The 25,583-nt window shown below is 66.2% G+C and carries 20 protein-coding genes; 7 read left to right on the top strand and 13 right to left on the bottom strand.

Annotated elements, in window-relative coordinates; all coding sequences use genetic code 11:
* Positions 1 to 141: 141 nt before the first annotated feature.
* The 7 genes from CFB50_RS34575 to CFB50_RS34545 all read right to left on the bottom strand — a co-directional run bounded on the left by CFB50_RS34575 (position 142) and on the right by CFB50_RS34545 (position 8,674).
* Positions 142 to 1,131, bottom strand: a complete 990-nt coding sequence (locus CFB50_RS34575) for a patatin-like phospholipase family protein (RefSeq protein WP_089448927.1) — start codon at positions 1,129 to 1,131, stop codon at positions 142 to 144.
* Between the two features lie 783 nt (positions 1,132 to 1,914).
* Positions 1,915 to 4,542, bottom strand: a complete 2,628-nt coding sequence (locus CFB50_RS34570; RefSeq protein ID WP_089448926.1) for a hypothetical protein — start codon at positions 4,540 to 4,542, stop codon at positions 1,915 to 1,917.
* Between the two features lie 96 nt (positions 4,543 to 4,638).
* Complete coding sequence (locus tag CFB50_RS34565) at positions 4,639 to 5,907, bottom strand: hypothetical protein (RefSeq protein WP_218829179.1); 1,269 nt, start codon at positions 5,905 to 5,907, stop codon at positions 4,639 to 4,641.
* A 101-nt stretch (positions 5,908 to 6,008) separates the two neighbouring features.
* Positions 6,009 to 6,263, bottom strand: a complete 255-nt coding sequence (locus CFB50_RS40575) for a response regulator transcription factor (protein ID WP_089449058.1) — start codon at positions 6,261 to 6,263, stop codon at positions 6,009 to 6,011.
* A complete protein-coding gene (locus CFB50_RS34555; RefSeq protein WP_089448925.1) occupies positions 6,167 to 6,427 on the bottom strand; it encodes a response regulator transcription factor in 261 nt (86 codons plus the stop codon). The genes CFB50_RS40575 and CFB50_RS34555 overlap by 97 nt, the downstream gene beginning before the upstream one ends.
* Positions 6,428 to 6,759: 332 nt before the next feature.
* The gene (locus CFB50_RS34550) at positions 6,760 to 7,605 is read right to left on the bottom strand and encodes a lysozyme inhibitor LprI family protein (RefSeq protein WP_174945249.1); all 846 of its coding nucleotides are present in this window, start codon (positions 7,603 to 7,605) and stop codon (positions 6,760 to 6,762) included.
* An 88-nt stretch (positions 7,606 to 7,693) separates the two neighbouring features.
* A complete protein-coding gene (locus tag CFB50_RS34545; protein ID WP_089448923.1) occupies positions 7,694 to 8,674 on the bottom strand; it encodes a bifunctional helix-turn-helix transcriptional regulator/GNAT family N-acetyltransferase in 981 nt (326 codons plus the stop codon).
* 267 nt (positions 8,675 to 8,941) lie between these two features.
* On the opposite strand from CFB50_RS34545, the gene CFB50_RS34540 reads away from it, so the two are divergent.
* Positions 8,942 to 9,316: a sugar ABC transporter ATPase gene (locus tag CFB50_RS34540; protein ID WP_089448922.1), complete on the top strand. Its 375-nt coding sequence runs from the start codon at positions 8,942 to 8,944 to the stop codon at positions 9,314 to 9,316.
* A 64-nt stretch (positions 9,317 to 9,380) separates the two neighbouring features.
* Here CFB50_RS34540 and CFB50_RS34535 read toward each other — a convergent pair whose 3' ends face one another.
* Positions 9,381 to 11,816 carry a PEP-utilizing enzyme gene (locus tag CFB50_RS34535; RefSeq protein ID WP_089448921.1) on the bottom strand — a complete coding sequence of 812 codons (2,436 nt, stop codon included), beginning with the start codon at positions 11,814 to 11,816 and terminating at the stop codon, positions 9,381 to 9,383.
* Positions 11,817 to 12,182: 366 nt separating this feature from the next.
* On the opposite strand from CFB50_RS34535, the gene CFB50_RS34530 reads away from it, so the two are divergent.
* A complete protein-coding gene (locus tag CFB50_RS34530; RefSeq protein ID WP_089448920.1) occupies positions 12,183 to 12,581 on the top strand; it encodes a surface-adhesin E family protein in 399 nt (132 codons plus the stop codon).
* 161 nt (positions 12,582 to 12,742) lie between these two features.
* Here CFB50_RS34530 and CFB50_RS34525 read toward each other — a convergent pair whose 3' ends face one another.
* The 5 genes from CFB50_RS34525 to CFB50_RS34495 all read right to left on the bottom strand — a co-directional run bounded on the left by CFB50_RS34525 (position 12,743) and on the right by CFB50_RS34495 (position 17,922).
* Positions 12,743 to 13,918: an ABC transporter ATP-binding protein gene (locus CFB50_RS34525; protein ID WP_069249814.1), complete on the bottom strand. Its 1,176-nt coding sequence runs from the start codon at positions 13,916 to 13,918 to the stop codon at positions 12,743 to 12,745.
* The gene (locus tag CFB50_RS34520; RefSeq protein WP_069249813.1) at positions 13,915 to 14,568 is read right to left on the bottom strand and encodes an ABC transporter permease; all 654 of its coding nucleotides are present in this window, start codon (positions 14,566 to 14,568) and stop codon (positions 13,915 to 13,917) included. Before CFB50_RS34520 ends, CFB50_RS34525 begins: the two co-directional genes overlap by 4 nt.
* A gap of 10 nt (positions 14,569 to 14,578) precedes the next feature.
* A complete protein-coding gene (locus CFB50_RS34515) occupies positions 14,579 to 15,490 on the bottom strand; it encodes a glycine betaine ABC transporter substrate-binding protein (RefSeq protein ID WP_089448919.1) in 912 nt (303 codons plus the stop codon).
* Positions 15,487 to 16,203 (bottom strand): ABC transporter permease, encoded by a 717-nt coding sequence (locus CFB50_RS34510; RefSeq protein ID WP_089448918.1) that lies wholly within the window; start codon positions 16,201 to 16,203, stop codon positions 15,487 to 15,489. Before CFB50_RS34510 ends, CFB50_RS34515 begins: the two co-directional genes overlap by 4 nt.
* 624 nt (positions 16,204 to 16,827) lie before the next feature.
* Entirely contained in the window at positions 16,828 to 17,922 is a 1,095-nt protein-coding gene (locus CFB50_RS34495) for an AraC family transcriptional regulator (RefSeq protein WP_089448917.1), read from the bottom strand.
* A 251-nt stretch (positions 17,923 to 18,173) separates the two neighbouring features.
* Between CFB50_RS34495 and CFB50_RS34490 the strand changes: the two genes are divergently transcribed.
* The 5 genes from CFB50_RS34490 to CFB50_RS34470 all read left to right on the top strand — a co-directional run bounded on the left by CFB50_RS34490 (position 18,174) and on the right by CFB50_RS34470 (position 25,460).
* The gene (locus CFB50_RS34490; RefSeq protein WP_089448916.1) at positions 18,174 to 19,565 is read left to right on the top strand and encodes an APC family permease; all 1,392 of its coding nucleotides are present in this window, start codon (positions 18,174 to 18,176) and stop codon (positions 19,563 to 19,565) included.
* A gap of 57 nt (positions 19,566 to 19,622) precedes the next feature.
* Entirely contained in the window at positions 19,623 to 21,020 is a 1,398-nt protein-coding gene (locus tag CFB50_RS34485) for an aspartate aminotransferase family protein (protein WP_089448915.1), read from the top strand.
* A gap of 30 nt (positions 21,021 to 21,050) precedes the next feature.
* Entirely contained in the window at positions 21,051 to 22,475 is a 1,425-nt protein-coding gene (locus CFB50_RS34480) for an aldehyde dehydrogenase family protein (protein ID WP_089448914.1), read from the top strand.
* A gap of 163 nt (positions 22,476 to 22,638) precedes the next feature.
* Positions 22,639 to 24,144, top strand: coding sequence for a M81 family metallopeptidase (locus CFB50_RS34475; protein WP_089448913.1), 1,506 nt, complete (start codon positions 22,639 to 22,641; stop codon positions 24,142 to 24,144).
* Between the two features lie 128 nt (positions 24,145 to 24,272).
* Positions 24,273 to 25,460 carry a beta-propeller fold lactonase family protein gene (locus CFB50_RS34470; protein WP_089448912.1) on the top strand — a complete coding sequence of 396 codons (1,188 nt, stop codon included), beginning with the start codon at positions 24,273 to 24,275 and terminating at the stop codon, positions 25,458 to 25,460.
* The last annotated feature ends 123 nt before the right edge of the window (positions 25,461 to 25,583 follow it).

The raw sequence follows: 25,583 nt of genomic DNA, 5'->3' as shown, positions 1-25,583 counted from the left end.
TTGACCATGTCGGGGCCGCACGGAACGTAGAACCCGCCCCGGGATTAAACGAGTGCCGATCTACGCCGATCGCGCAGTATCCGCCCGCATACCTGCAAACCGCCGGAAGCATCGCGGCGAAGCTTGGCTATCGATGCGCCATCAGCGCCAGAATTGCTCCACCCACTGGCACACACGTTGCCACTCGGCGGTTCTCATGTACGCCTGGGCTTCCTTCTCCAGTTCCGGCGCCTTTTGCCATTCGTCCAGGCCGACGAATTGACTGAGCTCGAAATTTCCGCGCTGGTAGTGGGAGTTCAGTATCTGCCCGCACTGTTGTGCGGCGATCGTCGCTGTCGTATCCATCGTCAGCCCGAGCAGGGCTGCTGCCGGTACGCCCCCGCTTTCGAACGGCCACAGCCATTTCGAAACGCCCCAGGCCAACGGGTTGCCGACAGCGTCCCGGGGAATGCCTGCGGGGATGGTTCCGGTGCCAAGCGACAGCAGGCGCAGATCGTCCAGATTGCCTGCGCGACGGCTGGCCAGCGCCTCGGCAATGGCGGACACGGAAGGATTGTTCGCAAACACGCCGCCATCGGCGAAATAGCCGAGCCCGGCGATTTCGTACGGCGGGAAATACGTCGGTGCGGCCGACGTGGCAAGTGCGGCATCGGACAGGCTGACATTGCGATAGGTGTTGCCGTTTCCGTTGGAGAGGGTGCACGGAGCCCAGCTCTTGGTCGGCGGATCCCACAGGCGTGCCGAGTTGATTGCGACGAAGTGAGACAGATCGGCCAGCTTGCCGTTGCCGACCAGCGATTTGGCGATCTCCTGTAGCCCGGTGTTGACATACTGGCATTGGTACACGCCGGGTCCAGCCAGGATCGTGTCCTGTTCGGGTGCTTGCTTTTGGGCCAGCCATGCCCCGTTTTCCCGAAAGATGACCGAACCCTTCGTCCTATAGATATCGACGATCTCGGAAATGGATACGCCGCGCGCGAGCCCTAGCGCGATCAGGCCGCCCGTGGATGTGCCGGCAAAGCCGTCGGCGCTCGCGATGATCCGACTGCGCTGGTCAAGATCCTGGATGAGCAGGGCAGTGATCAATCCCCGGATACCGCCACCATCGCAACTGAGAATTTTGAAGGTCATCGTGTTTCCTCTTTTGATTGTGAGAGGAATATGAATGTCGCAACCCGGCGGGTATCCCGCCCGTGTTGCCGCGGGGATCCCCGCTTCCTGCGCTGTGTCGACGCCAGGAACTCAAGTCAACGGGCGACGCGTCATGCAGGCGTGATTGTGTTGGGCGTCACCGTTTTATTGCCGATCGATTTGGTACCAGTGATTTATAGAAAATGAAATGACGAATGACAAGGTATGCGAAAGAGGCGAATTTAAATTAAAACAATGCGAATCGAATTGCATATATTTGCAACATTCGAATCCGTCCGGTTTATGGGTGATTGCCTATGCTTCGGCTGGCGGGAGACGCGATGACACGCTTACGCTTTAGCGCGGAGAGAATCCGCCGGTTGGCCTCATCCGATCCTGCCCGTGATTGGGTCGCCGACCAGTCCAGCCCCGGAGTGCGGACTCTTGCGTCTTTCTCGCGGGTATCCGACTACTTGGTGAGGCCGAGTGCCAACTCTTTGCGACATCTGCCGACGACCACGGAACTGCTGTGCCTGCCGTGGCTGGCAACAGAGGGCTGGACATTTAGGTGTGGCAACAGATTGACCGCCCATGAATAGTCACCAGCGGGTTGCCGGCTGCCGGCCGGCATCGTAGTCGTGACGGGTGACCCGCCGATTGATCGTGGACAAATCGCGCAATCGCCCGGCCTGAAAAATCGACCGAACCGGAATTAAACGGCGTAACCGTCCACGGAAACGGGCCCCCGACAGCGGCAAGTTTGCACGCGTAGCAGCACGCATTCTATTCAAGCTGCCGTCCCAGGATCTCATTGACGATCAGCTTCATCGAGTTGCGTCGCAATTGGCGGATGCCGTAGTCCTCGGCGGCAGCGGCAGCCTCAAGGAACCGCAATGCGAGAACTCTCGCGGGCGTGACCGGCCAGCCATTGATCGAGTCGTTGACCTGCCCCGAGCGCAGGCTGGCATCGACCACGCTCACCGTAGCCAGCACGGGCTGCGAGTCTTCGATCACCGTTGCCGGACTCACGACACCGGGCTTCGGTATCACCAGCAATACCGCGCTTTCGGCTTCACCGACGGTTTTCGTCTCGATGCGACCCGCGAGCGAACCCAACCGTGTGGCCAGTTGGTTCAGAATCTGCACACTTTGCGGCAAGCTGGATGGTGTGAGCCACAACTCGAGCTCGATCTGTTCAACCGGCCATGTGCCGTCTGCAAGTTCGGATGACAGGCCTGCGTGCAGCAGATGCAGTCGCGCCGCAAAGGCACCGACGATCGCGACGGTTGCATTGGCGCCCGTGACGTGGCGGGGCGTGGGCGCCAGCGCTGTCACGATGTTCGAGACCAGTTCCCACGCCCCGGTTGGGAGCGGCTTGCCGAGATCCGGCAAGCCGAACGCGATTTCGAGACGCTTGAGATCCTTCGCGATCGTCGACACGAGCGCGCGAGTACCGGTAAAGACGCCCAGCAACTTTCGGGCATTGGCTCCTTTATCCGAAGCCGATTCAAACTCATCCGAGATCCGCGCCCAGATTGATTTCAAGACATCGGATCGTTCATCGTAAAGCTGGCCGCTCGTCACGAGCGATGCGACATATGTGTCGAGCGCTTCGCCCCACGACCGGTGACCCGGGGCGTCAACGTCGAGCGATTCCAGAAGGGCGTCAAGCGTCCAGATCTGAAGACGGCCCTCGGCGGTGCTGTCGACAGGCTTTAACGCGCCGATGGTTTTCGGGACCTGCTGCTTGAGTCGCGCCAGTTTCTCGGCGACAACGCCGGTGATTGCGTCGCCACCGCTTTGCAGTACAAGACCGAGCCGATCCAGCCGTTTTGCGAGCTTTCTGTCCACCGTTTCGGGTGTTTCCACGGCGTCGCGCAAGATCGTCGAGAAGTCGTCGACGAAGAAGCCCAGTTGCGGCACGGGTACCAACGCTCCGGACACCCCCTTCGTCTTTGTGACGGTAACGTGAGCCCAGTGCTCGCGCAACTCGACCGAGCTTCGCGTGGAGATCCCGATATCGATCAGCTCCCCGTTGATGCCGGTCGGTCGCGCGGTCCCGCTGGCGGCTGCCTGCAGCCCGGCCATGGACATTAGCGTCAGTTGGGACTGTGGCGCACGCGTATCCTGGGCGGCCTCGGCCAGCGCTTCCGCCTGTGCTCCGGCGAGGGTGTATTCGTTGGGCTCTTCGTCTTCGTCGCGCGGCACGACTGCCGCCAGCGTTGCCGTCGCAGGCGCGGCGAGCGCCGCCTTGTTGCCGTACAGCAGTTCGGTATAGCCATAGCGAAGTTCGTCGAGTGTCTTGATCACGGTATCGTTGACCGCAGCGAAAGCCGTGTACCACGCCTCGGCAGGAAGCTCGGGGTCTATCAGCACCCCGGTATCCCAGTCGTTCGTACCCAGTCGCGGCGTGCCGAGTGCCGTGAACATCGCTCGTCCGCCCTTCAGATAGAAGCGGAGGACGGGCCCGGGCCGGCCGAATTTCGCCTGAAGCTTGCGGCTCAGGTTGTCCAGCTGTTCACCAAGCGCGGCGATCTGCTTTTCATGCCAGGCGCAAAGCCATTCCAGTTGTGCAGGGTGCATGGATCCGGTGACCAACCCGCTCGCTTCCTGTTTGATCGCGTGGGTCATGGCCTCGATCGAGGAACCGCCGTGGAAGCGGTGCATCAGTCGATAGAGATAGAACGCGCTGATGTTGTACAGCGAACGGGACGACGCCACCACATTGCCCGGGTCCGAAAGCGGGCGCACGAGCTTGCTCTCGAGTTCGTCGGCCAGTGCCAGCAGGTCGTCGCGTTGCGATACATTTTGACGCTCGTAGATCCAGCGCCGCGCGATATCGGCGGGCTCGGTGTTATCGGGAAAGCCCAGGTATTTCGCTGCCTTTTGCAGCTCGGGAGCCATCGCGTCGGTCGACTTGCCCGGCGCCATCCGCATCAGGAGGCTTACGGCACGGTCGACCACGGTGCCCATTTCGCCGAGTGGGCTGCGGTCGGCGGACGGCTCGTTGATGAGTCGCCGTGCCAGATGGAGCCGGCTTTTGATTGCGTCAAGTTCGTCATCGATGAGTGGCCACCGTCGCAGGTCTGCGTCGATACCGTCATCGTCGACGTTCAGAAGGCGGGGTTTGTCTGTCGTCAGCAAGAAGAAGCGGGAAAGCGCCTGATGCTCAGCGTCTTTCCGGGCATCGTCCCCGCTCGCTGTGGCAGTCAGGCGCCTGACGACCGCCTGATACCCCGTCTCCAGCGACTGAAGCGGATGCACGGCGACCGCTTGCCACCCCGTCATCTGCGCCTGTTGTCCCGTGTTTGCGACGCTCAGGGCATCGGCCGGCATCGATGGGTGCCGGGCCCGGAGGGTCGATGCCGCGTTGCTCGCGAGCGTCGCAAAGTAGCTCTGTATCTCGTCCATGTCATACCTCGGCAAACCATGAAAAAGTGAGGATGCAAAGTGCCGCACGCAACGCAAATGCGCGCGTTGCGTGCGAGTCGCTGCGTTGAGTTCCGGTCAGTTCGGTGCGTTCTGTACCGTGACGCCCCAGATCTGGACGAGGCCCTTGTTCAGCGTGTATGTGACGGTCAGGCTGCCGTCGTTATTGATCGTCGTTCCCGTCGTGACCGAGCTCTTCGCGGACGCACTGAAGAACGGCCAGATGCCGAACTCCGCTGCCGCAGTGATCGTCTGCTGGTCGGATGCGCTGTACGACGCGTGGCTGGTCACGCTGATCTTGTAGTCGCTCACCAGGACGAGCTGCGACACGCGTCGCGCGAGCGAACCATTGGGCTGCGAGAAGAACGAATCCCAGTTGCCTGCGCTGGCGCCCGGCGTCCAGACCGTGTTGTCGTTCTTCGCGCTGTAGGCACGCGAGAATTCCGACGACGTGAACCAGGCGCCGGGTTGCGTAGCGAGCGTGGCGAACGAACCGATGTGCCCCTCGATCGACAGGCGGGAGCTCGCGGCTTTCGTATTCAGCTGGTCGAAACTGCCTCGTGCGCCTGCCGAAAAGATGTCGTAGAAGCCGGAAGCCGCCCCTTCGACCCAGACGTGGCTCAGCGAAGTGTTCATCGACTGCGAATCGAATGCGATATCGGCAGACGCACCGTTCGCGATCGCTTGCTGGGCTTCGTCCAGCGTCGCCGAATACTTGTACAGGGAGTAGGGATTGCCGGCGGAATCAACGAACGACTGCCGGTTCGAGGCGTTCGCAACAGCATCCAGCGCGACATTTAGCGGCAGCGTCGCCTGCTGCTTGAAGACGGTCACGGCCGCTGCCGCCTTGTTCGGATCGAGATGCCGGTCAGCCCACTTCTGGAAAAGCTGCAGCTGGGTAAGACTCGAGGTGTCCGCATCCCGATAGGCGATCCATTTCGCATATTGGTCGCCGAGTGCAGTTTGCAGCGTATTGCCTCCTTCGCCGCGGAGCGCATGCAGCAGCATGTCGTAAGCGCTCGCGCGACTTGACAGTCCCGACGCATCGTAATGCGCCACGGCGCTGACGGGGGGAACGGCGTCGGAAATCAGGAAAAGTCCGCTTGAATCGGTCGAGGCGAGCGCCAGCGTCCCCTGCGCAAGCTGGAACGTGTTCTCGTCGAGATTCAGCGCTTGACGGACCACGTTGTACCAGCCGGCGTTCAAGTCCATTACCTGTTTGCTGATGTCGGTCATTTTTTTCTCCAGATAGTCGTCGTTGCTTCGTTGGATGCGCTGCACGGTTCGTTTCGGAATCGGAATGGCAGCACGTGCAAGCACCGGAGGGCGGCCCTGACGGGCGTTCATCTGATGAATGCAGGGGAAATATAGGTCGCCCGACGGCAAATATCTGTGGCTCCGATGGCGTATTGACACGGCGCATCGACAGACCCCCGATCCCCGGTTCTTCAGGGCTGTGACCACCAGACAGACAACTGCACGGCCGAATGAACGCCCACACGGCGAAAGATGTTTTCCCGGTGTTTGCGGACGGTGGCAGGGCTGATCGCGAGCGCCTTCGCGATCTCCTTGCTGGATCGTCCCGAGATGACGAGTTGCGCGATCGTCAGTTCTCGTGCGGAGAGGCTAGCCTTCGCGGGAGGTGAATGGACGGAAGGAAGGGCTTTGGGGCGGTGTCTGCCTGTCGAATTGCCAACGTGCATAGTGCTGCCGCGTTAGGCGCACCCGTTTTCCCCAACAGACGCCGGCGATGCTTGCGAACGGTTTGCTCGCTGATACACAGGCGCGCTGCAATCGCCTTGCAGGCCAACCCATCTGCGATCAGGGACAGCACATCGCGCTCTCGCGGTGTGAGACGGTCGGCCATGACGATTATTGGTATCGCTTCGTTGATGGAACCGACGCAGCGCGACTAGGCCCCGGCCCCACGTCGGCCTTCTTTTTTATCAGGGGTGGCCTAGGAATGTCGCGGGACGTGCTGCTCGTGTCAAGGGCGCGCTGACGGATTCGGGAACGCCGTTCGCGAAGGCATCGGGTGTGCGTCGCGCAGCCCGGCCTGCCGCCTGATTGGCAGGACGCGATCGTGGTGACCGCCGCCGGGACCGCGATGCTCGTGTGGGGAATCTTGCGCGTGCAGCGTACCAAGTGACGCGTTGCCCACGCGTCGCGCTTCATGCGCGCCGGCATCGTACGGCCGTGTCAATCGGCGTCGATCTTGTCCGCGGCGTACACGAGTTGTTGAAGGCGCGCGGCGGCTTCGTCGCGTAGTTCGATCGCGACCTGCGGCGGCAGGCTGGCCGGGTCGGTCGCCGGGTAAAGCGAGACGATCAGCGGCGGCTGCGCGGCGACGAACGCCTGCCATTTCCGCGCCGACATCCGCATGGCCTCGCGCGACGCGTGCGGCAGGCGATGCTCGATCACACGGGTCATGTCGTCGATATCCTGGCGGTACAGTGGCGTGGCCTGCGCCGCGCAGCGGCCGAGCGCATCGAGACCCGTGAGCGCTACGCAGTGCTCTCGCTCGAAATGCGCACCGCGTTGCGGGACGGTTACGACGCGTTCGGGTTTCGCATCGGCCTGCGGCGGCAGGCGACCGGCCAGATCGAAGTTGTGTGTCGCGAGATCAGATTCAAAGCGCTGCAGCGTCAGCGCGCGTTGTCGCGTCACGCGCATTACGTCGTTCGCATTCATCGTTGCGTACATCGTGCCGCGCGTCGTAGCGTAGACGGCGCCGATCAGCTTCAGGTCGGCGTCGCGGCGTGCGAGCCATGCGCGTTGCGCATGCAGCAGCGCCGGGCGGCCGGCAGCCGGCAACGACGCCTGCAGCGCGCGGTAGCTGGTGTTGAGGCGCGCGTCCCACGCACGCTCCGCGTCGTCGATGCATTCGTTCTGGCCGGCCGTCGACGCGTGCGTGGGGTCGTCCAGGCACAGCGTCATTGCTCGGTCGATCGGATCGATATTGGCGGCGACATTGGCTCGCGTGGCAACAGCGGCCGGCACGATGGCGGCCGCGCAGAGCGCGAGGGCGGCGAGACGTTCGAACATGCAGGTCATCGTGATTGTCGAGGCGGGAAGGTTGCGTCGACAGACTATAAGGGCATTCGCAGCGGAGACAGCGGCGTCCCGTCACCCCTCAACCGCCCGATGGCCCCGGCCGGCTGAAGCGTTGCTCGACCACCTCGGTTCCCCAATGCGTGCCCGCGGATTCGCTGGTCAACGCAAAACCGAACGACTCGTACAGATGGCGCGCCGAGTCCAGCCCCTTGAACGTCCACAGATAGGTTTCGCGAAACCGCTGCGCGTCGACGAAGCGCATGGCTTCCGTCATGAGCCGGCGCCCGATGCCCGACCCGCGCAGCGCATCGTTCACGATGAACCAGCGCAGGTGTGCGACGCCCGTTGCCGGGTCGCCGTCGATCGCGAGTGAAGCGAGCGTCCGTCCGTCTTCCTGGCATAGCCAAAGCGCCTTGCCGTCGGCCGGCAGCGTACCGGCGAACTCGGCCAGCTCGGTCGCCACCCGCTTTTCGAAAAAGGCGCCGAAGCCCCAGTGTTCCGAATAAAAACGCGCGTGAAGGCTCGCGATATCGCCGATGCAGCCCGGTTGGTAACCTTCGCGGATCGCTGGCGCGTCGAGTGCCGCGACGGGCGCCTTCGCGGCGTTGTCCTGCGCGAGCGCATCGGCATACAGCGCGAGCGAGCGCAGCAGCGCCTGCTGGTCGGCGGGCACCATGCGGCGCAGCGCATTCGATACCTGGTCCGTCGCGAACGTGTCGATTCTCTTCTGGAGCTCTTTTCCGTCGGCGGTCAGGTACAGCTCGATCGCGCGCGCATCGTCGCTCGACACGCGCCGCTCGACGATACCGGCCGCCTCGAGCCGCGCGAGTTGCCGGCTCGTGTTCGATTTGTCCAGCCGCAGGATGTTGCCCAGGTCGCGGGCGTTGATGCCGGGCGCCATCCCGATCTCGAGGATCGCGTGGACGGCCGAAGGCGCCCAGTCGCTGTCGGCCAGCGTCGCGCGCATGAAGCCGAGCTCGCGAACCAGTTTGCGGGAAAAGTCGCGCAGCTCGAGGATCGTGGCTTCGCGAGGCTTGGCGGGAGCGTCGATGAGGTCCATGGTCGGCCCGGAAAGGTTGCGGATCGCAATCAATAATAGTTGCGGGCCGCAACTTGATCAAGGTGGCTTTTCATGGGGACGGGTTATGCCGCCGGAGGGGTTTCCGGAGGCCGGTGTCGGCGTGGACCAGGGCGACGATGAGTGGGACTGGCGCGGATGGCGGCGTGCCGCGAACCGGACGCATACTGGGTGCATTCGGCCTGCCTGCCATGCGAGCACGGGCGTCGGCCGGTCATCGATCCGCGGTGGCGGACAACGGAGCGCACCATGAACCATCTGAAGCCGATGACGATTGCATTGCTTGCCGGATGCGGCATCAGCGCCGGCGCGGCCCACGCTGCCGGCAGCATGGATGCGCCGCCTTGCAGCGCGGCGCATGCGGCGGACCAGGGCCGGATCGCCGCGATGCCGGGCACGTCGGTCCGCAGCTTTTCGACCGCCGGTTGTTCGGGTGCGGTGTTGCAGGGCGAACGAGCCACCGCGACGGTCAATGGCGACCGGGTCGAGCTGCGGGACGGCACCGTCTATGTGAACGGCCGTTCGTACGGCGCCGTCACGCCCGCGCAGACGGTCGAATACGAAGCCGCGCACGACCGGCGCACGTTGAAGGTCGACGGGGTAGTCCGCACGCCGGTACGCTGACCAGCAGTTCAGACTCAGGCTCAGGCTCAGGCTCAGGCTCAGGCGTACGGCAACCGCTTCGCGTTCATTCGACCAACGTCAGCTGGCCATCGCTGAGCTGCACCTCGCGCCCGACCCACGCCGCATCGACGCGCGGCAGCACGGCCGACGGTTTGCGCAGCTCGCGCAGCAGCGTCGCGCCGTGCGACAGCCGGCCGCCCATGCGCGCGATCACGGCGCGCGCGGCCTGGTACTGCGCGTGCCGGCCCGGATCGAGCGTGTCTTCCAGCAGGATGTCGTGGCCGAGCACCCCTTGCGTGTGGCCCGGATAGATCATGAAGCCGGCCGCCTCGTCGGTGCCTTCGCAGCCGTCCTGCCAGAAGCTGCCGTTGCGTTCGCGGCGATCGGGATGGGGTGCGAACCACGCGTCGCGATCGGCGGCCGGCATTGCATGATGCAGGCGGAAGAACACGCGCATCAGGTTGTCGCGGTACCACTCGCGCACCTGCAGATACCAGCCGCGCATGCCGGGCGCGCCGAGTGCATGGAGCATGCGGACCGGCAACGGCCAGTCGGGAAACGCCTGCAGCGGCAGGCGGGTGGGCGCGGGCCGAGCGGTGCCCGGATCGGTTTCCCACGGCAGGCGATGCGGGCTGTCGTCGAGCTGGCCGTATGCGGTCGGCGGACGGCCCCACAGTGTGCCGCCGCTGCTGGCCAGCGATGACGCGATGCACAGGTTGCCCTGCACGACGAACACGTAGAAGCGCGTGAACCAGTCGGCCAGTTGCTGGCCGTCGGCGTGTTGCTCGACGAGCGTCGCGAGTTCCTGGTCGAAGCGCTGCAAGCCGCGCTCGAGCGTCGGCAGGTGTCCGCGCGCGGCGCGCAGCATGCGCCAGAACACCGGCAGCGAACGCAGCAGCCGCAGCGGGCGCCAGCGCAGCGGCGGCGTCGCGCCGCCGATCTCGCCGCTGTAGTTGCCGGCCGACACGCCCCAGTCGGCGAGGCGGGCGAGGAACAGGTCGTTGTTGATGTACGACGCACCGCCATAGAGCGCGGTGAATGGTTCGTTGTCCTGCAGTACGCGAGCATCCCAGCGCGCCATGATCGCCGGGATGCTGCCGGCCGCGCGTCGTTGCGCGTACTCGACCAGCCGGCTCGGCTGGGGCGGCAGGATCTCGGCGATGTTCGCGGTGGTCAGGTGTCGATGCCAGCCGTAGCTGCTGATCGGACGGTACTGCAGCAGCCACAGCTGCCGGCCGTCCCATGCCCATTCGACGTCGCCCGGCACGTAATGGAACGCGCGCAGCACGCGCTGCAGGAAGGCCCACAGCTGCGTCGCGCTCAAGTTTTGCGCGGTCGGGAACGTACCGCGCTGCCAGGGCTCGCCGAGCCGCGACAGGATCGCGCGTTGCGGGCTGGCCTGACCGTCGGCGAGTGCTTCGAGGTGGCCTTCCACCCACTCGACTTCAACCGCGAGATGACGCACGAACGCGATGCCCGACAGCACGGGCGTGATGAAGCGCTGCACGACCGTTTCCTCGAGGCCGCCGTCGAGCAGCTCGGCCACGCGTGCGGCTGCTTGCGATGCCGGTACGCGCAGGAACGTCGTATGCAGGCCGGCGTTGGCTGCATCGGCCTGGTCTTCACCGTGGCTCGACGAGCGGATCGCCCACTCGGCGTCGGGCTGGCTCGCGAGAAAGCCCGGCAGGCGCGGATCGTCGGCGCGGGTCAGCGACAGCGCGGGCGGCACGGGCAGACCGGCCATCGTCGCCAGCGCCAGGCGCCCGCCCTTGGTATGCGCGACGAAGCCGGCATCGCCCGCTTCGAGCCAGTGCACGAATGCCGCCGGCGCGTCGATCCACGGATAGTGTCCCCAGCCGGCCTGCAGCGTGACGGTGAGGTCGGCGCGTGCGAGGATGGCCGACCACGCGGCGGCCTGGCGCACCCCGAGCACGTTGTCCTGGTCGCCCCACACGAGTTCGATGCGATCGGTGACCCACTCGAGCAGCGGCAGCGCGGTATCGGCGCGCACGAGATCCCAGTGCGGCAGGAACGCCCGGCAGCGCGCATAGCCGGCGCCCATGCGGCGGTACTGTGCGCGCGTCCAGGTCAGGTTCGAGAACTTGCGCGCGAACAGCGTCGGGTAATGCGCGAGCAGCCAGTGGATGGTCTTGCGCAGCGGCTTCGGCGCCATCAGTTTCGGCAGGCGTCGTTCCCACAGAAACGCACCGACGGGCGCGAGCAGCACGCTGCGACTGAAGTGGCCGGGGCGTCGCTGCAATGCGTGCAGCACCAGCAGCGCATTCACGCCGACCGCCATGATCGCGTGGCCCGGTTCGGTCATGTCCAGCAGCGCTTGCGCATACGCGGCGAGATCTTCGCAGGGCGGCGCGGGGTTGTCGCCGAAGCCCGGCAGTTCCAGCGGCACGGGACGGTAATGCCGGAAGTGGGGCAGTGCATCGTCCCACCAGTCGGCCGCGCTGCCGTTGCCGGCGAGGAGGTACAGGATCGGTTTGCTCATGGAGGCTTCGTCGGCGGGCGATCGTCGCGATGGCGCGTGCCGGGTCGGGGCGGCGCGGCGCCGTTTGCGGATGCCACGGGTCGTGTCCGTGTTGTCTTGTTCGCGTTGCGCCGGTGCGAGTGGAATGGAAGGGCGGCCCGCTCGGCTTGATGCTGGATTGTTGTCGGCATTTTACGCGAGTCGATTTCATCCAATTCGCGATTCATTCGGCGCGCTGATTTCTTATACGCGCTCGACAGGCATGACCGGATGTCGATTGGAAGAAATGAGCCGAAGCCGGTGAACGATCCGGTTTGAATCGCGCACGTCACGCAACCGGAGAAAGTAGAATCAGGCCGCCGGAAATCACCGGGCCGGATTCGAGGAATGAAAATGAAAAGACGCTGGATTGCGGGGGCATGGCTTGCGCTCGTCGCAAGCGGTGCGTGGGCCGAGAACTGGATCACGCTGGGCCCGGGCCCGGCTATCGCGCTCTATGTGGATCCCGCCTCCGTCGAGCGTCATCCGCTCAATTCGTGGGTGACGGTCAAGATCGTCTATGCCGAGCCGCGCCGTTACTCGGCGCCGTTTCCGGTGAAGAGCCTCGTTTCCGATTGGTCGTTTGGCTGCGACAACAAAACCTGGGCGATGGGCAAGACCAGCATGGTCGGAACACAGTCGGGCCAGGTCTACGTATCTCGCGAAGATGCGGATGATTACCGCTATGTCGAGCGCGACTCCATTCAGACACTGGTCATGGATTATGTATGCGGGAAACACGGATGACGGCAATGGCGTCCGCTCGCCGGTTCCGGTTTGACGAGGTTCGGATGAAGGCGGGTCAACCGGTGTTTTATCGCCGGACGTAGCCGCACGTTTTCGCCACCGCGCACGTCATCGAATCGCTTCCCCGGGCCGGTGCGATGGCGCGCCGGCCCGGAGAAAAGTCAGTGCGTGGCGGTTGCCGCGACCGCATCGGCCGGGCTGCCCGGTGGCTGGCCCGTCTGCCGGCGTGAGCGGCCCGAGCTGAGGTACGCGGCGATCGAGTCCTGCGTGATCTCGCCGAGCCAGGCGCCGTCGGGGTCGAGCACCGGCATCCACGACGCGCTGTACTGGTACATCTTCGACAGCACGATGCGCAGGTTGTCGTCCGCCGCGACACCGGCCGGGAAGGGCGTCACGCGCTCGCCGCACACGCCGCCGTCGGTGCGCGCCGCGCGGCGCGTCACGTAGCCGAGCGCGCGGCCCGCGTCGTCGAGCACGGTCAGGTAGCGGCAGTCGGTTTCGTCCATCACGGCGAGCGCGTGCGCGAGCGGCGTATCGACCCGTGCCGTTTCGGGTTGCGTGGCGGCGTCGCCGGCCTTCACCAGCAGCAGGCGCTTGAGCGTGCTGTCCTGGCCCACGAACTGCGCGACGAATTCGTCGCGCGGGCGGGCGAGCAGTGTGTCGGGATGATCGTATTGCACGAGCTGGCCGCGCCGGAACACGGCGATGCGATCGCCCAGCTTGATCGCTTCGTCGATGTCGTGGCTCACCATGATCACGGTCTTGTTCAGTTGCCGCTGCATCTGGAAAAACTCGTTCTGGATCGATTCGCGATTGATCGGATCGACCGCGCCGAACGGCTCGTCCATCAACAGCACGGGCGGATCGGCGGCCAGCGCGCGAATCACGCCGATACGCTGCTGCTGCCCGCCCGACAGTTCGCGCGGATAGCGTTTCAGGTACAGCTTCGGATCGAGCGCGACCATCGCCATCAGGTCGCGCGCGCGTTCGGCGCAGCGCTTCTTGTCCCAGCCCAGCAGGCGCGGCACGACGGTGATGTTTTCCTCGATCGTCATGTTCGGAAACAACCCGATCTGCTGGATCACGTAGCCGATGTGGCGCCGCAGGTCGACCTCGTCGAGCTGCGCCGTATCCTCGCCGTTGATCAGCACGCGGCCGGACGTGGGGGCGATCAGCCGGTTGATCATCTTCAGCGTGGTGGTCTTGCCGCAGCCCGACGGGCCGAGGAATACGCAGATCTCCCCTTCGGCCACCGAGAGGCTCACGGCGTCGACCGCGCGCACGGCCTGGCCGTCTTTCCGCGTGAAGGTCTTGGTCAGTTTGTCGAGTTCGATCATGTCTTTTGGACTCCCTTCGGTGTCAATGCTCGCTGCAGCCTCTGCAGGAGCCGGTCGGCGACGATCGCGAGCAGGCTCACGAGCACCGCGCCCACCAGCAGTTTCATCATGCTGCTCTGGCCGATGGCACGCAGGATCAGCGTGCCGAGCCCGCCCGCGCCGACCACGGCGGCGATCGTCATCACGCCGATGTTCATCACGACGGCGGTGCGCACACCCGCGAGAATCACGGGCACCGCGAGCGGCAAGTCGACGAGCCGCAGGCGCTGCCACGACGTCATGCCGATGCCGGTGCCGGCTTCCTTGATGCCCGCATCCACGTTGTGCAGCGCGAGGTAGGTGTTGCGCATGATCGGCAGCAGCGAGTACAGGAACACGGCGGTGATCGCGGGGGCGGCGCCGATCCCTTGGCCGAAGCGCGAGAAGAACGGGATCATCAGGCCGAACAGCGCGATGGACGGCAGCGTGAGCACGATGGTCGCGACGCCGAGCAGCGGCCCGGCAAGCCAGTCGTGCCGATTGATGAGGATGCCGAGCGGCACGCCGGCCACGATCGCGCAGCCTACGGCGATGCCGACCAGCCAGATGTGCTGCAACGTGAGTTGCAGCAGTTCGGGCCAGCTCGATGCGAGATAGTCGAATACGCTCATCGGTTCTCCTTCAAGGCAGCTTGTGCGTGCGCAGGAACGCGTCGGCGACGTCGCGCGGCGACTTGCCGTCGAGGTCGACCTCCTTGGCCATCGCCTGCATCACGTCGTTGTCGAGCGCGGCCGACAGCGCGTTGAGCTGCGTCGCGAGCTTCGGGTTGCGATCGAGCGTGTCCTTGCGCACCACGGGCGTCGCGTTGTACGGCGGGAAGAAGTGCTTGTCGTCCTCGAGCGGCACGATGCCGAAGCCCTTCACGCGCCCGTCGGTCGTGTACACGAGGCCGATCTTCAACTGGTTGTTGTGCAGCGCCGTGTAGACGAGCCCCGGGTCCATCTGCTTCAGCTGCGCGCGGCTGAACTGCATGCCGTAGGCGGCGAGCAGCGGCTTCAGCCCGTCGGGGCGATTCGCGAATTCCGCGTCCATCCCGAACACGTAGCGCTTCGCGGCCGGGTCGGTCTTCAGGTGCTCGGCGAGCTGCGAGACGGTTCGGATGCCGGTGGCCCGCGCAAGCGGGCTGGGCAGGCCGATCGCGTAGGTGTCGTTGAGCGGCGATGCGTCGAGCCAGACGAGCCCGCGCGGCACGTCGAGCGCCTTGACGCGCCGGTACATTTCCTCGGGCGACAGCTTGTCGTTGATCTTGTTGTAGACGAGCGCGGCGGTGCCCGTGTAGTCCCACATGAGATCGAACTGGCCGTTCTCCAGCGCGCTGCGCACGAGCGTGCTGCCGAGACCCGAACGGACTTCCACGTCGTAGCCGCGCGCGCGCAGGTATTGCGCGGTGAGTTCCGCCAGCACGTATTGCTCGGTGAAGTTCTTCGCGCCCAGCACGAGCTTCGCCGCGCATGCCGGTGCACTCGCCGCCATGCACAGCGCGGCGGCGGCGCACAGGCGCGCGAGCGATCGAATGGTGCGGTGGAGCGTCATGCGGCACCTCCGTGGCGGGCGAGCCAATGGCGGCTGCCGGCCGCGACGATGCCATCCAGCACCAGCGCGAGGATCGCGGTGAGCGACGCGCCGAGCAGCAGCAGCGGCTGGTTGTCGAGATAGATGCCGGGGAAGATCAGCGAGCCGAGACTGTCCGCGCCGATCAGGTACGCGAGCGGGGCCGTGCCGACGTTGATCGCCAGCGCGGTGCGCACGCCACCGACGATGATCGGCAGCGCGTTGGGCAGTTCCACGCGCACGAGCGATTGCCAGCCCGTCATGCCGATGCCCTTGGCGGCTTCGCGCAGCGCGGCCGGCACGTTCTTCATGCCTTCGTAGGCATTGCGCGTGATGGGCAGCAGCGATGCGAGGAACAGCGCGACGATCGCGGGCACGTTGCCGATGCCGAAGATGCCCAGCGCGATGGCGAGCACGGCGAGCGACGGGATCGTGTTGCCGATGTTGAAGACCTGCATGAAGCGCTCGGCCTGATGCTGGAAGCGCGGCCGGCTCAGCAGCACGCCGGCCGGTACGCCGACGGCGATCGCGAGCGCCATCGAATAGACGACCAGCAGCATGTGCTGGCCCGCGTAGTACGCGAGATCGTCCGCGCGCTGGCTGAATGTGTCGGCGCCGATGCCGCGGGCGAGCGCCCAGGCGATGGCGACGATGGCGATCAGGCTGCCCACCAGCTGGACAGTGCGTCGAGTCATGAAGATACACCCCCTCAATCTCGGTGCGGCACACGCGCAGGCGCGCGCCGCGTAGACGCCGGATGGCGCCGCGATGGAAGTTCGTGATCCCGGCATGGCCGCGATTTGAACTGACGGAAACAGTCATGCCGGCCGCAACGAAGTGCGACTGGCGGTCGAGTGAACGCAATGCTGCGTTCGTCTGATTGTCATGTTCAGCCCGGCGGCGCCGTAACGGCGAGGCGAGTTCGAGCAGGGCACCGTCTCGTGAAGACGGCATGGATGCGGCCGGCGTGAAGCCGGCCGCTGGAGCCGGAGGCCCCCTTGACGTGGCGAAACGGATGCATGCGCAATGAATTGCGAAATGACATCACGTTGCGCACGAGATCATGCATTTTGTGATGAAGTTGGGGCGAGTATAGAACAATCGAATGATCGCGTCTACCTTGAGGGGCGATCGCGATTGCGTGCCGACGATCGTGCGGTAGCGATGAAGCGGGGGCGGATCCAGTGCGCGGAAAATGATTCGAATTCCGAATCGATAGGCGAGGCCGTGGACTTGAAGCGGGTTTCGCGAGCGGCTTCGCGTCGTGCCCGACCGTCACGCACCACCGCGTATCCGCACGCAGTCCCGGCGCGTCCGGCTTATTCGCCGACGTCCGGATCGGCGCGCGGCGTCCTGCCCGTCCAGCGTCGATACGCATGACGGAAACTGCGCGGCTCGCTGTAGCCGAGACGTTCCGCGATGGCCGCGACCGTCAGTTCGGGATCGTCGAGCATCCGCACCGCCTCGTCGCGCCGCACGTCGTCGAGCAGCGTCTGAAACGTGAGGCCGTCCTTTTCGAGCCGCCGGCGCAGCGTGCGCTCCGTCAGGTGCAGTGCATCCGCGAGCGACGTCATCGACTTGAAGCGCGCGAGGTCGCGCGCCATCAGCTCCTTCGCGCGATCGGCGAAGCGCGTGCCGACCGATGCGGCCCACTGCCGTTCGAGCGCCTCGCACTGGCCGTGCAGCGCGTTGAAGCTGACTTCGTTCGCGAGCAGCGGCATCTCGGTGCCGTTCACCGATGTGAATACGAGCCGGTTGTCGCCCGCATTGAACGCGACCTTGCAGCCGAAGTGGCGCGCGTAGTCGGCTGCATTGCGCGGCGTGCGGCGCGCGAGCTGTACCTGCGCGGGCCAGACGGGCTTGCCGACGAGATCGGACACGATCAGGCGCAGGCTCGACAGGCACATGTCTACCTGGAACACCTCGAGATCGGGTTCGCCGTTGTAACGGCTGATCGTCACGCTCATGCCGTCCGCGTGCGCATCGATACGCACATCGAAATACAGCCCCATGAACAGCGGAAACTGGCTCATGCACCGGAATGCCTGCGTCACCGACCCGCTGATCAGCATCGCGTAGCCGGCGAGGCCGAGCGTCGACACGTGCAGCCGTGCGCCGATCGACAGCCCGATCGACGGCACGCCGCTGCGCTGCAGCAGGTTGCGGAAGCAGCGCTGCTCCTGGCCGCGATTCACGTGCAGATTCGGCGACGCGACTTCGTCCGCGCCGAGCCCCGTGCCTTCGAGCAGCGCGGCGCCGTCGATATGCCGCACGCGGCACTCGTCCAGCGCGACCGCGATCGCGTGGACCGTGGCGGGAATGTCCTCCTGGCGTCCGGCCGGACGCGCGAGGCCGAGCGACGAGCGCAGGCTGCGCTCGGCCCGGCTCTGGTCTGGATGGGCGCGGCTGTTCATGGTGCGGACGGGGTGACGGGATCGCGTAGAACATAGCCGGAATGTCCGCATAACGCCAGTGCCGCACAGCAGCATGCATGGCTCGACGGCGCGACACGCGGCGATGTGGCCGGAAATATCCCCCGATTACGTCCGCTTTTCTCATTCGTGGCGGATTTTTTGGCGCACCACACTTTCTCCCAGTCGTGCGCCGCCGGCCGTGCCGGGCGAACGAGTGTTGAAGCCGTGAACGCCACCCACGTGAGGACAGCATGGACAACGACAGCCCGGGTCGATACGCATCAGCCGCCGCGACGCATGACTTCGGCGCGCACGCGATGCGAGGCGACGCGGACCCACGCCGCAAGCCGCACCTGCTCGGGCTCGCGACGCTGGTGATTTTCGGCCTCGCGTACATGCTGCCGATGACGGTGTTCACGACCTACGGGATCGTCACGAGCGAGACGAACGGGCACCTGACCGCCGCGTATGCGGTCACGCTGGTCGCGATGCTGTTCACCGCACGCAGCTACGGCCACATGGCGCGGCTGATGCCGAGCGCCGGTTCCGCCTATACGTTCGCGAGCCGCAACTTCGGCACGTCGGCCGGCTTCATGGTCGGCTGGGCGTTGCTGATGGACTACCTGTTCATCCCGATGATCAGCTACCTCGCGATCGGCATCTACATGAAGCAGATTTTCCCGGGTGTGCCGGCGAGCCTATGGATCGTCGGGAGCATCGTGCTGATCACCGGGCTGAACATCGTCGGCATCCGGCTCGTCAATCGCGTGAACCTGATCCTGATCGCGAGCCAGCTCGTGTTCATCGCGATCTTCTTCATCGCTTCCGCGCGGGTCGCGGCGGGCGAAGGGCTGTCGATGGCCGTCGCGCTGCCGTCGTCGGGCGATGCGCGGGCGATCTTCGCCGGCTCCGCGATCCTGTGCCTGTCATTCCTCGGTTTCGATGCGGTTACCACGCTGTCGGAGGAAACACGCGAGCCGAAGCGCACGGTGCCGCGCGCGATCCTGCTCTGCACGCTGGCGAGCGGCGTGCTGTTCATGCTGGTCGCCTACGTCGGGCAGGTGGTGTTTCCCGACTGGCACGCCTTCAAGGATCTCGACTCGGCCAGCCTCGAACTGATGCGACGCATCGGCGGCGGCACGCTGTCGGCGTTCTTCGTCGCGGTGTACGTGGCCGGTTGTTTCGCGAGCGCGATGGCGGGCCAGGCGAGCGTGACGCGCGTGCTGTTCGCGATGGGCCGCGACCGGGTGCTGCCCGAACGCATCTTCGGCCACCTGCATGCGCGGTTGCGCACGCCGGTGCGCGCGACGCTCGCGGTCGGCATCGTGTCGCTGTCCGCGCTGTTCATCACGCTCGATCTCGCGTCGACGATGATCAGCTTCGGTGCGCTCGTCGCGTTCGCGGTCGTGAACCTGTGCGTGATGCGCAGCTATCTGTGCCGTCCCGAGCATCGCCGCTTCGCAGGCTGGATCACGTTCGGCGTGATGCCGGCGATCGGTTTCGCGATGAACGTGTGGCTCTGGTCGGGCCTGTCGCGCCAGACGTTCTACGTCGGCATCGGCTGGCTCGTGCTCGGACTCTGCCAGCTCGTGTGGCTCACGCGCGGCTTTACGCGCCCGGCGCCGACGCTGTCGATGAATTGAATGACCGGTGGCCGACTGCCGGCCGCCGGCTCTGAAACCCTGAAGGAGGAACCATCCATGAACGCTGTTGACGTCAATCTCGATGCGGACCTGCAGGCCATCGGCAAACGCCACCTGCTGATGCATTTCACGCACGCCGATGCGTATCGCGACCACGCGCTCACCGTGTTCGACCGCGGCGAAGGCTGCTGGCTCGTCGACCGCAACGGCAAGCGCTACTTCGACGGGCTGGCCGGGCTGTACTGCGTGCAGGTCGGCTACAGCCACGGCGCGGAAATCGGCGACGCGATCCGCGAGCAGATGGTGCGGCTGCCGTTCGCGACCAACTGGGGTGTCGGCCACGAGCCGGCGATCAAGCTCGCGCACAAGCTCGCGGCGCTCGCGCCGGAAGGGCTGAACCGGGTGTTCTTCACGTCGAGCGGCTCGGAGTCGAACGAATCGGCGATCAAGCTGGTGCGCCAGTATCACCAGTCGCGCGGCGAGCCGCAGCGGCGCAAGTTCATCGCGCGGCGCGTCGCGTATCACGGTACGTCGTTCGGCGCGCTCGCGCTGAACGGGATGACGAACTTCCGCAAGCATTTCGAGCCGCTGATGTCGGGCGTGCGGCACGTGGGCAACACGAAGCGCTACGGCCGCCCGGTGGGCGAGACGGAAGCCCAGTTCACGCGCCACCTGCTCGACGAGATCGAATCGCTGATCGTGCAGGAAGGGCCGGATACCGTCGCCGCGATCGTCGTCGAGCCGCTGCAGAATGCGGGCGGCAGCCTGACGCCGCCGGCCGGCTATGCGGCCGGGCTGCGCGACATCTGCGACCGGCACGGCGTGCTGCTCGTCGCCGACGAAGTGATCTGCGGGTTCGGCCGGCTCGGTGAATATTTCGGCTCCGCGCGCTACGGGCTGAAGCCGGACATCATCACGTTCGCGAAAGGCATCGCGTCGGGCTACGTGCCGCTCGGCGGCGTGATCGCGAGCGACGCGGTGGTCGACACGGTGCTCGCCGGCCCGCAGCAGATGTTCCTGCACGGCGCGACCTACGGCGGCCACCCGGTCGCGTGCACGGCCGCGCTCGCGAACCTCGCGATCATGGAGCGTGAGGGCGTGCTGGAGAACGTCCGCAGCAACGAAGCGGTATTCCGCCAGACGCTCGACGGCCTGCTCGAACTGCCGTGCGTCGGCGACGTGCGCGGCGACGGCTACCACTACTCGCTCGAACTCGTGACCGACAAGGCCGCGCGCCGCTGGGCGGCCGGCATCAGCGCGCAGGCGTTCGTGTCGACGCTGCTCGCGCCCGCGATCTTCGACGCAGGGCTGCTGTGCCGCGCGGGCGTCGATCACGAAGGCACGCCGATCGTGCAGTTCTCGCCGCCGCTCGTGATGTCGCGCGACGAGATCGTGTGGTTCGTCGCGAAGATCCGCGACATCCTCGTCGACACCTATGCGCGGGCGACGCGCTGAGCGCGGCGTCCTTCATTTCAGGAGCATTCGATGCGAACGTCACGACAATCCTATATCGACGGCCAGTGGCTCGATCCGGCCGATGCACGATCGATCGACGTGATCGATCCGGCCACTGCACGGCCGTATGCGCAGATCAGGATCGGCGACTCAGCCGACGTCGATCGCGCGGTCGGCGCGGCGAAGCAGGCCTTCGACACGTATTCGCGCTGGCCGGTGGACGAGCGTGTCGCGCTGTTGCGGCGCGTGCTCGAGATCTACCAGCGCCGCTACGAAGAAGTCGCGCGGACGATCAGCCAGGAAATGGGCGCGCCGATCGCATTTGCGCGTGCGGCGCAGGCCGCGGTCGGCACCGCGCACCTCGAGCAGACGATCCGTGCGCTGCAGTCGTTCCGCTTCAGCACGCAGACCGATTCGCTGCTGGTGTCGCACGAGCCGATCGGCGTGTGCGCGCTGATCACGCCGTGGAACTGGCCGATCAACCAGATCGTGTGCAAGGTCGCGCCGGCGCTCGCCGCCGGCTGCACGATGGTGCTCAAGCCGAGCGAGATCGCGCCGTTCAGCGCGATCCTGTTCGCGGAGATCCTGCACGAAGCCGGCGTGCCGCCCGGTGTGTTCAACCTCGTGCACGGCTACGGGCATGAAGTGGGCGATGCGCTGTCGCGGCACCCGGATGTCGACATGGTGTCGTTCACGGGCTCGACGCGCGCCGGCGTCGAGGTCGCGAAGGCGGCCGCCGATACCGTGAAGCGCGTGCACCAGGAGCTCGGCAGCAAGAGCCCGAACCTGATCCTGCCCGATGCCGATATCGAGGAGGCGGTCACGCGCGGCGCGCGCAGCTGCTTCAGCAACAGCGGCCAGTCGTGCAATGCGCCGACGCGCATGCTCGTGCATGCCGACCACCTTGCGCTGGCCGAGCAGGCCGCGCGACGGGAGGCGGAACGCACGGTCGTCGGCGATCCGCGTTCGACGGAAACCGGCATCGGGCCGGTGGTCAGCCGCACGCAGTTCGACCGCATCCAGCACTTCATCCGGCTGGGGATCGACGAAGGCGCGACGCTCGTCGCCGGCGGGCCGGGGCGGCCGGACGGGCTCGGCGACGGGTTCTACGTGCGGCCGACGGTGTTCTCGAACGTCACGCCGGACATGACGATCGCGCGCGAGGAAATCTTCGGGCCGGTGTTGGCGATCATGACCTACCGCACCGAGGACGAGGCCGTCGCGCTCGCGAACGATTCGGTCTACGGGCTCGCGGCTTATGTGCAGTCGAAGGATATCGAGCGTGCGCGCAGGATCGCGGCACGGCTGCGGGTGGGCAATGTCCACATCAACTACCCGCCATGGAACCCGGCCGCGCCGTTCGGCGGCTACAAGCGTTCGGGCAACGGCCGCGAGTATGCGGAGTTCGGCCTCGTCGAGTATCTGGAGACGAAGGGCACGACGGGGTACGCGTGAGCGGCGCGCGGATGCGCTGGCCGGGCGGCGGCGTCCTGATGGGCGCCGCCGCGCCTTTTCATCGATGGACCGATGGATCGATCGGGAGGAATTCGACGATGCAGATGATGGAGACGACCGAAGACAGGCGCAGCGCGACGGCGTGCGCGGAGGGCCGCGTGCGATGAAGATCCTGATCGCCCGGATGAACCACGAGACCAACACGTTCTCGCCGGTGCCGACGCCGCTTGCCGCGTTCGGCCGCAACGGCCCCGACTGGGGCGACGACGCGTATCGCACGAATCGGGGGATGCGCACCGCGATGGCCGCGTTCCTCGACGCGGCCGAACGTGAAGGCGCCGAGATCGTGACGCCGGTATCGGCGGCCGCGAACCCGAGCGGGCTGGTCGCGGCCGACGCGTACACGGCGATCTGCGACGCGATCGTCGCGGCGGCGCCCGGCTGCGACGCGGTGATGCTCGACCTGCACGGCGCGATGGTCGCCGAGCAGAGCGCGGACGGCGAGGGCGACCTGCTCGAGCGCGTGCGCGCGGCGCTGCCCGGCGCGCCGATCGCGGTCGCGCTCGACCTGCACGCGAACGTCACACAGAAGATGATCGATCACGCGGATGTGATCGTCAGTTTCAAGACTTACCCGCATGTCGATATGGTTGAGACCGGCGAGCATGCGGCGCGCGTGCTGCTCGACCGGCTGCACGGCCGCGCGCGGCCGGTGCTCGCGTGGCGGCAGCCGCCGCTGATGACGTCGACGCTGCGCAGCGCGAGCGCGGAAGGCGCCATGCGGCGCGCGGTGGAGGCCGCGCGCGCGGCCGAGGCCGACGGGATGCTCGCGGTCTCGGTGCTGCCCGGCTTCTCGCTCGCGGACATTCCCGCGCCGTGCATCAGCGTGGTGGTGGTGGCCGATGGCGACCGGGCCGCCGCCGACGCGGTGGCCGAGCGCATCGCGCGGCAGATCTGGGACGAGCGCGACGATTTCGTCTATCGCAGCGCGCCGCTTGCCGACTCGGTGGCGCAGGCCGCAGCGCTCGCACGCGGTGCGGATCGCCCGGTGCTGATGCTCGATCACGGCGACAACTGCATGTCGGGCGGGCCGTGCGACACGATGGACCTGCTCGAGGCCGCGCTCGCGCACGGGCTGGACGGCATCGTCAGCGGGCCGCTGTGCGACCCGCAGGCCGTCGCGGCGCTGATCGACGCGGGTGTCGGCGCGACCGTCACGGTACCGGTCGGCAACCGCCTGCCGTCGCACGGTGGCGTGCGGCGCGCGCCGTTCCGCGCGACCGGCGTCGTGCGTGCGCTCACCGACGGCGAATACGTAATCACGGGGCCCACTTACACGGGCCAGCGTGCGTACATGGGCCGCACGGCCGTGCTCGACATCGGTGCGGCCACGCTCGTCATCACCGAGCGTACGCAGGAGCCGTGGGATCTTGGCGTGTTCGAGAGTGTCGGCGTCGATCCGCGCCGCGCGCGCTTCCTGCTGCTGAAGTCGCGGATGTATTGCCGGCCGGTGTTCGTGCCGATCGCGGCCGCGCTGGTCGAATGCGACAGCCGCGGCGTGACGGGCTCGGACTACGGGCTGTTCCGTTATGAGCGGCTTGCGCGGCCCGTGTATCCGCTCGACGATGTGGGCGAATGGCCGTCGTCCGGCGGGCGACGGACGGATTGACGGAACCCGACCGGGCGCGAGACGCCGGAGTTACCGGCTTTCGGGCATCATGCGATGGCACCGACCCGTCGAGCAGCAGGGTCGATGCCATCCATTGTGTCCGCAACCGATCCGGAGAATCGACCGACATGCATTCGAATCCTTTCCGCCCACGCAGCGCGCGCCTGCTCGCCGCGCTGACCCTCGCCACGACGGCCGTTGCCGCCCACGCCGCCGACTGGATCGTGTCCGGCAACGACGGCAAGTACCAGCGCGTCGAGGGCCGCGACACCTATCTGGCTTCGCCGCCCGCCGACACGCTGACGCTGCTCGACGCCAGCACGTTCCCGCCGAAGGTCGCGCTGCAGGTCGACGTCGAGAACGGCATCCAGGGGCCGCCGCAGGCCGTCGCGATCACGCCCGACGCGAAGCTCGCGCTCGTCGGCGCGCCGACGCGCTACGACACGGCCGCGAAGCAGCTCGTGTTCGACACGTTCCTGCAGGTCGTGAATCTCGATGCCGCGCCGCCGTCGATCACGCGCATCGAGCTCGGCACACATCCGCAAGGGATCGCGATCGATCGCTCGGGAAAGCTCGCGCTGGTCGCGAACGTCGACGGCAGCGTGTCGATCCTGCGCATCGACGGCACGAACGTGACGCTCGACGGCAACCTGAAGATCGGCAAGAAGCGGCTGGCCGGGATCAGCTTCACCCATGACGGCAAGCATGCGCTCGTGTCGCTGCGCGACGAGCAGGGCATCGCGGTGCTGAACGTCGACGACGGCAAGGTGACCGACAGCGGGTCGCGGCTGAGCACCGGCGTCGCGCCTTACACGATCGACGTGTCGAGCGACAACCGCTGGGCCGTCGTCAGCAACGTCGGGCTCGCGGGGCTGCCGGGCTATACGGGCACGCTGGCGGGCGACGCCGATTCGGTCGCGCTGATCGACGTGTCGCGCGTGCCGTTCCGTACCGTCCAGTACCTGAACGTGCCGTCGCTGCCGGAAGGCGTCGCGATTTCGCCGAACGGCAAGTGGATCGCCGTGCAGGCGATGGACGGCTCGAACCTGACGGCCGACAACCCGGGCCGCCACAAGATCGGCAAGGTGCTGCTGTTCGAGATCCGCGACGGGCAGGCCGTGAAGGTGAGCGAGTTGCCCGGCGGCGAAGCCGCGCAAGGCATCGTGTTCACCGCCGACAGCCGGCACGTGATCGTGCAGTTCAACGTCGAACGGCAACTGGCGCTCTATTCGGTCGAAGGCGGCAAGCTGCACGATACGGGCAAGCGGATCGCGCTGACGGGTGGGCCGTCGTCGTTGAGGACGTTGCCGCGCTGACTCAGTTTCGTCGGTTCATGCGGCGCCCGGCTTCGCCGGGCGCCCGTCAAAGCACACCCCTTGTGCGCCGCCGTTGCAACGCAACAAATGGCGGGAATTTGTACTCAAAGCCACCTAACGCCG

Origin of the sequence: Burkholderia sp. AU33423 (genome assembly GCF_002223135.1) — a bacterium.
Taxonomy (GTDB): Bacteria; Pseudomonadota; Gammaproteobacteria; order Burkholderiales; family Burkholderiaceae; genus Burkholderia; species Burkholderia lata_D.
The sequence above is the reverse complement of the archived record's forward strand: the minus strand, read 5'-3'. Positions and strand labels throughout refer to the sequence as shown.

Coding starts and splice junctions, on each gene's coding strand:
- CFB50_RS34575 (WP_089448927.1), bottom strand. CDS start 1,131: ATGACCTTCAAAATTCTCAGTTGCGATGGTGGCGGTATCCGGGGATTG.
- CFB50_RS34570 (WP_089448926.1), bottom strand. CDS start 4,542: ATGGACGAGATACAGAGCTACTTTGCGACGCTCGCGAGCAACGCGGCA.
- CFB50_RS34565 (WP_218829179.1), bottom strand. CDS start 5,907: ATGAACGCCCGTCAGGGCCGCCCTCCGGTGCTTGCACGTGCTGCCATT.
- CFB50_RS40575 (WP_089449058.1), bottom strand. CDS start 6,263: ATGCACGTTGGCAATTCGACAGGCAGACACCGCCCCAAAGCCCTTCCT.
- CFB50_RS34555 (WP_089448925.1), bottom strand. CDS start 6,427: ATGGCCGACCGTCTCACACCGCGAGAGCGCGATGTGCTGTCCCTGATC.
- CFB50_RS34550 (WP_174945249.1), bottom strand. CDS start 7,605: ATGTTCGAACGTCTCGCCGCCCTCGCGCTCTGCGCGGCCGCCATCGTG.
- CFB50_RS34545 (WP_089448923.1), bottom strand. CDS start 8,674: ATGGACCTCATCGACGCTCCCGCCAAGCCTCGCGAAGCCACGATCCTC.
- CFB50_RS34540 (WP_089448922.1), top strand. CDS start 8,942: ATGAACCATCTGAAGCCGATGACGATTGCATTGCTTGCCGGATGCGGC.
- CFB50_RS34535 (WP_089448921.1), bottom strand. CDS start 11,816: ATGAGCAAACCGATCCTGTACCTCCTCGCCGGCAACGGCAGCGCGGCC.
- CFB50_RS34530 (WP_089448920.1), top strand. CDS start 12,183: ATGAAAATGAAAAGACGCTGGATTGCGGGGGCATGGCTTGCGCTCGTC.
- CFB50_RS34525 (WP_069249814.1), bottom strand. CDS start 13,918: ATGATCGAACTCGACAAACTGACCAAGACCTTCACGCGGAAAGACGGC.
- CFB50_RS34520 (WP_069249813.1), bottom strand. CDS start 14,568: ATGAGCGTATTCGACTATCTCGCATCGAGCTGGCCCGAACTGCTGCAA.
- CFB50_RS34515 (WP_089448919.1), bottom strand. CDS start 15,490: ATGACGCTCCACCGCACCATTCGATCGCTCGCGCGCCTGTGCGCCGCC.
- CFB50_RS34510 (WP_089448918.1), bottom strand. CDS start 16,203: ATGACTCGACGCACTGTCCAGCTGGTGGGCAGCCTGATCGCCATCGTC.
- CFB50_RS34495 (WP_089448917.1), bottom strand. CDS start 17,922: ATGAACAGCCGCGCCCATCCAGACCAGAGCCGGGCCGAGCGCAGCCTG.
- CFB50_RS34490 (WP_089448916.1), top strand. CDS start 18,174: ATGGACAACGACAGCCCGGGTCGATACGCATCAGCCGCCGCGACGCAT.
- CFB50_RS34485 (WP_089448915.1), top strand. CDS start 19,623: ATGAACGCTGTTGACGTCAATCTCGATGCGGACCTGCAGGCCATCGGC.
- CFB50_RS34480 (WP_089448914.1), top strand. CDS start 21,051: ATGCGAACGTCACGACAATCCTATATCGACGGCCAGTGGCTCGATCCG.
- CFB50_RS34475 (WP_089448913.1), top strand. CDS start 22,639: ATGAAGATCCTGATCGCCCGGATGAACCACGAGACCAACACGTTCTCG.
- CFB50_RS34470 (WP_089448912.1), top strand. CDS start 24,273: ATGCATTCGAATCCTTTCCGCCCACGCAGCGCGCGCCTGCTCGCCGCG.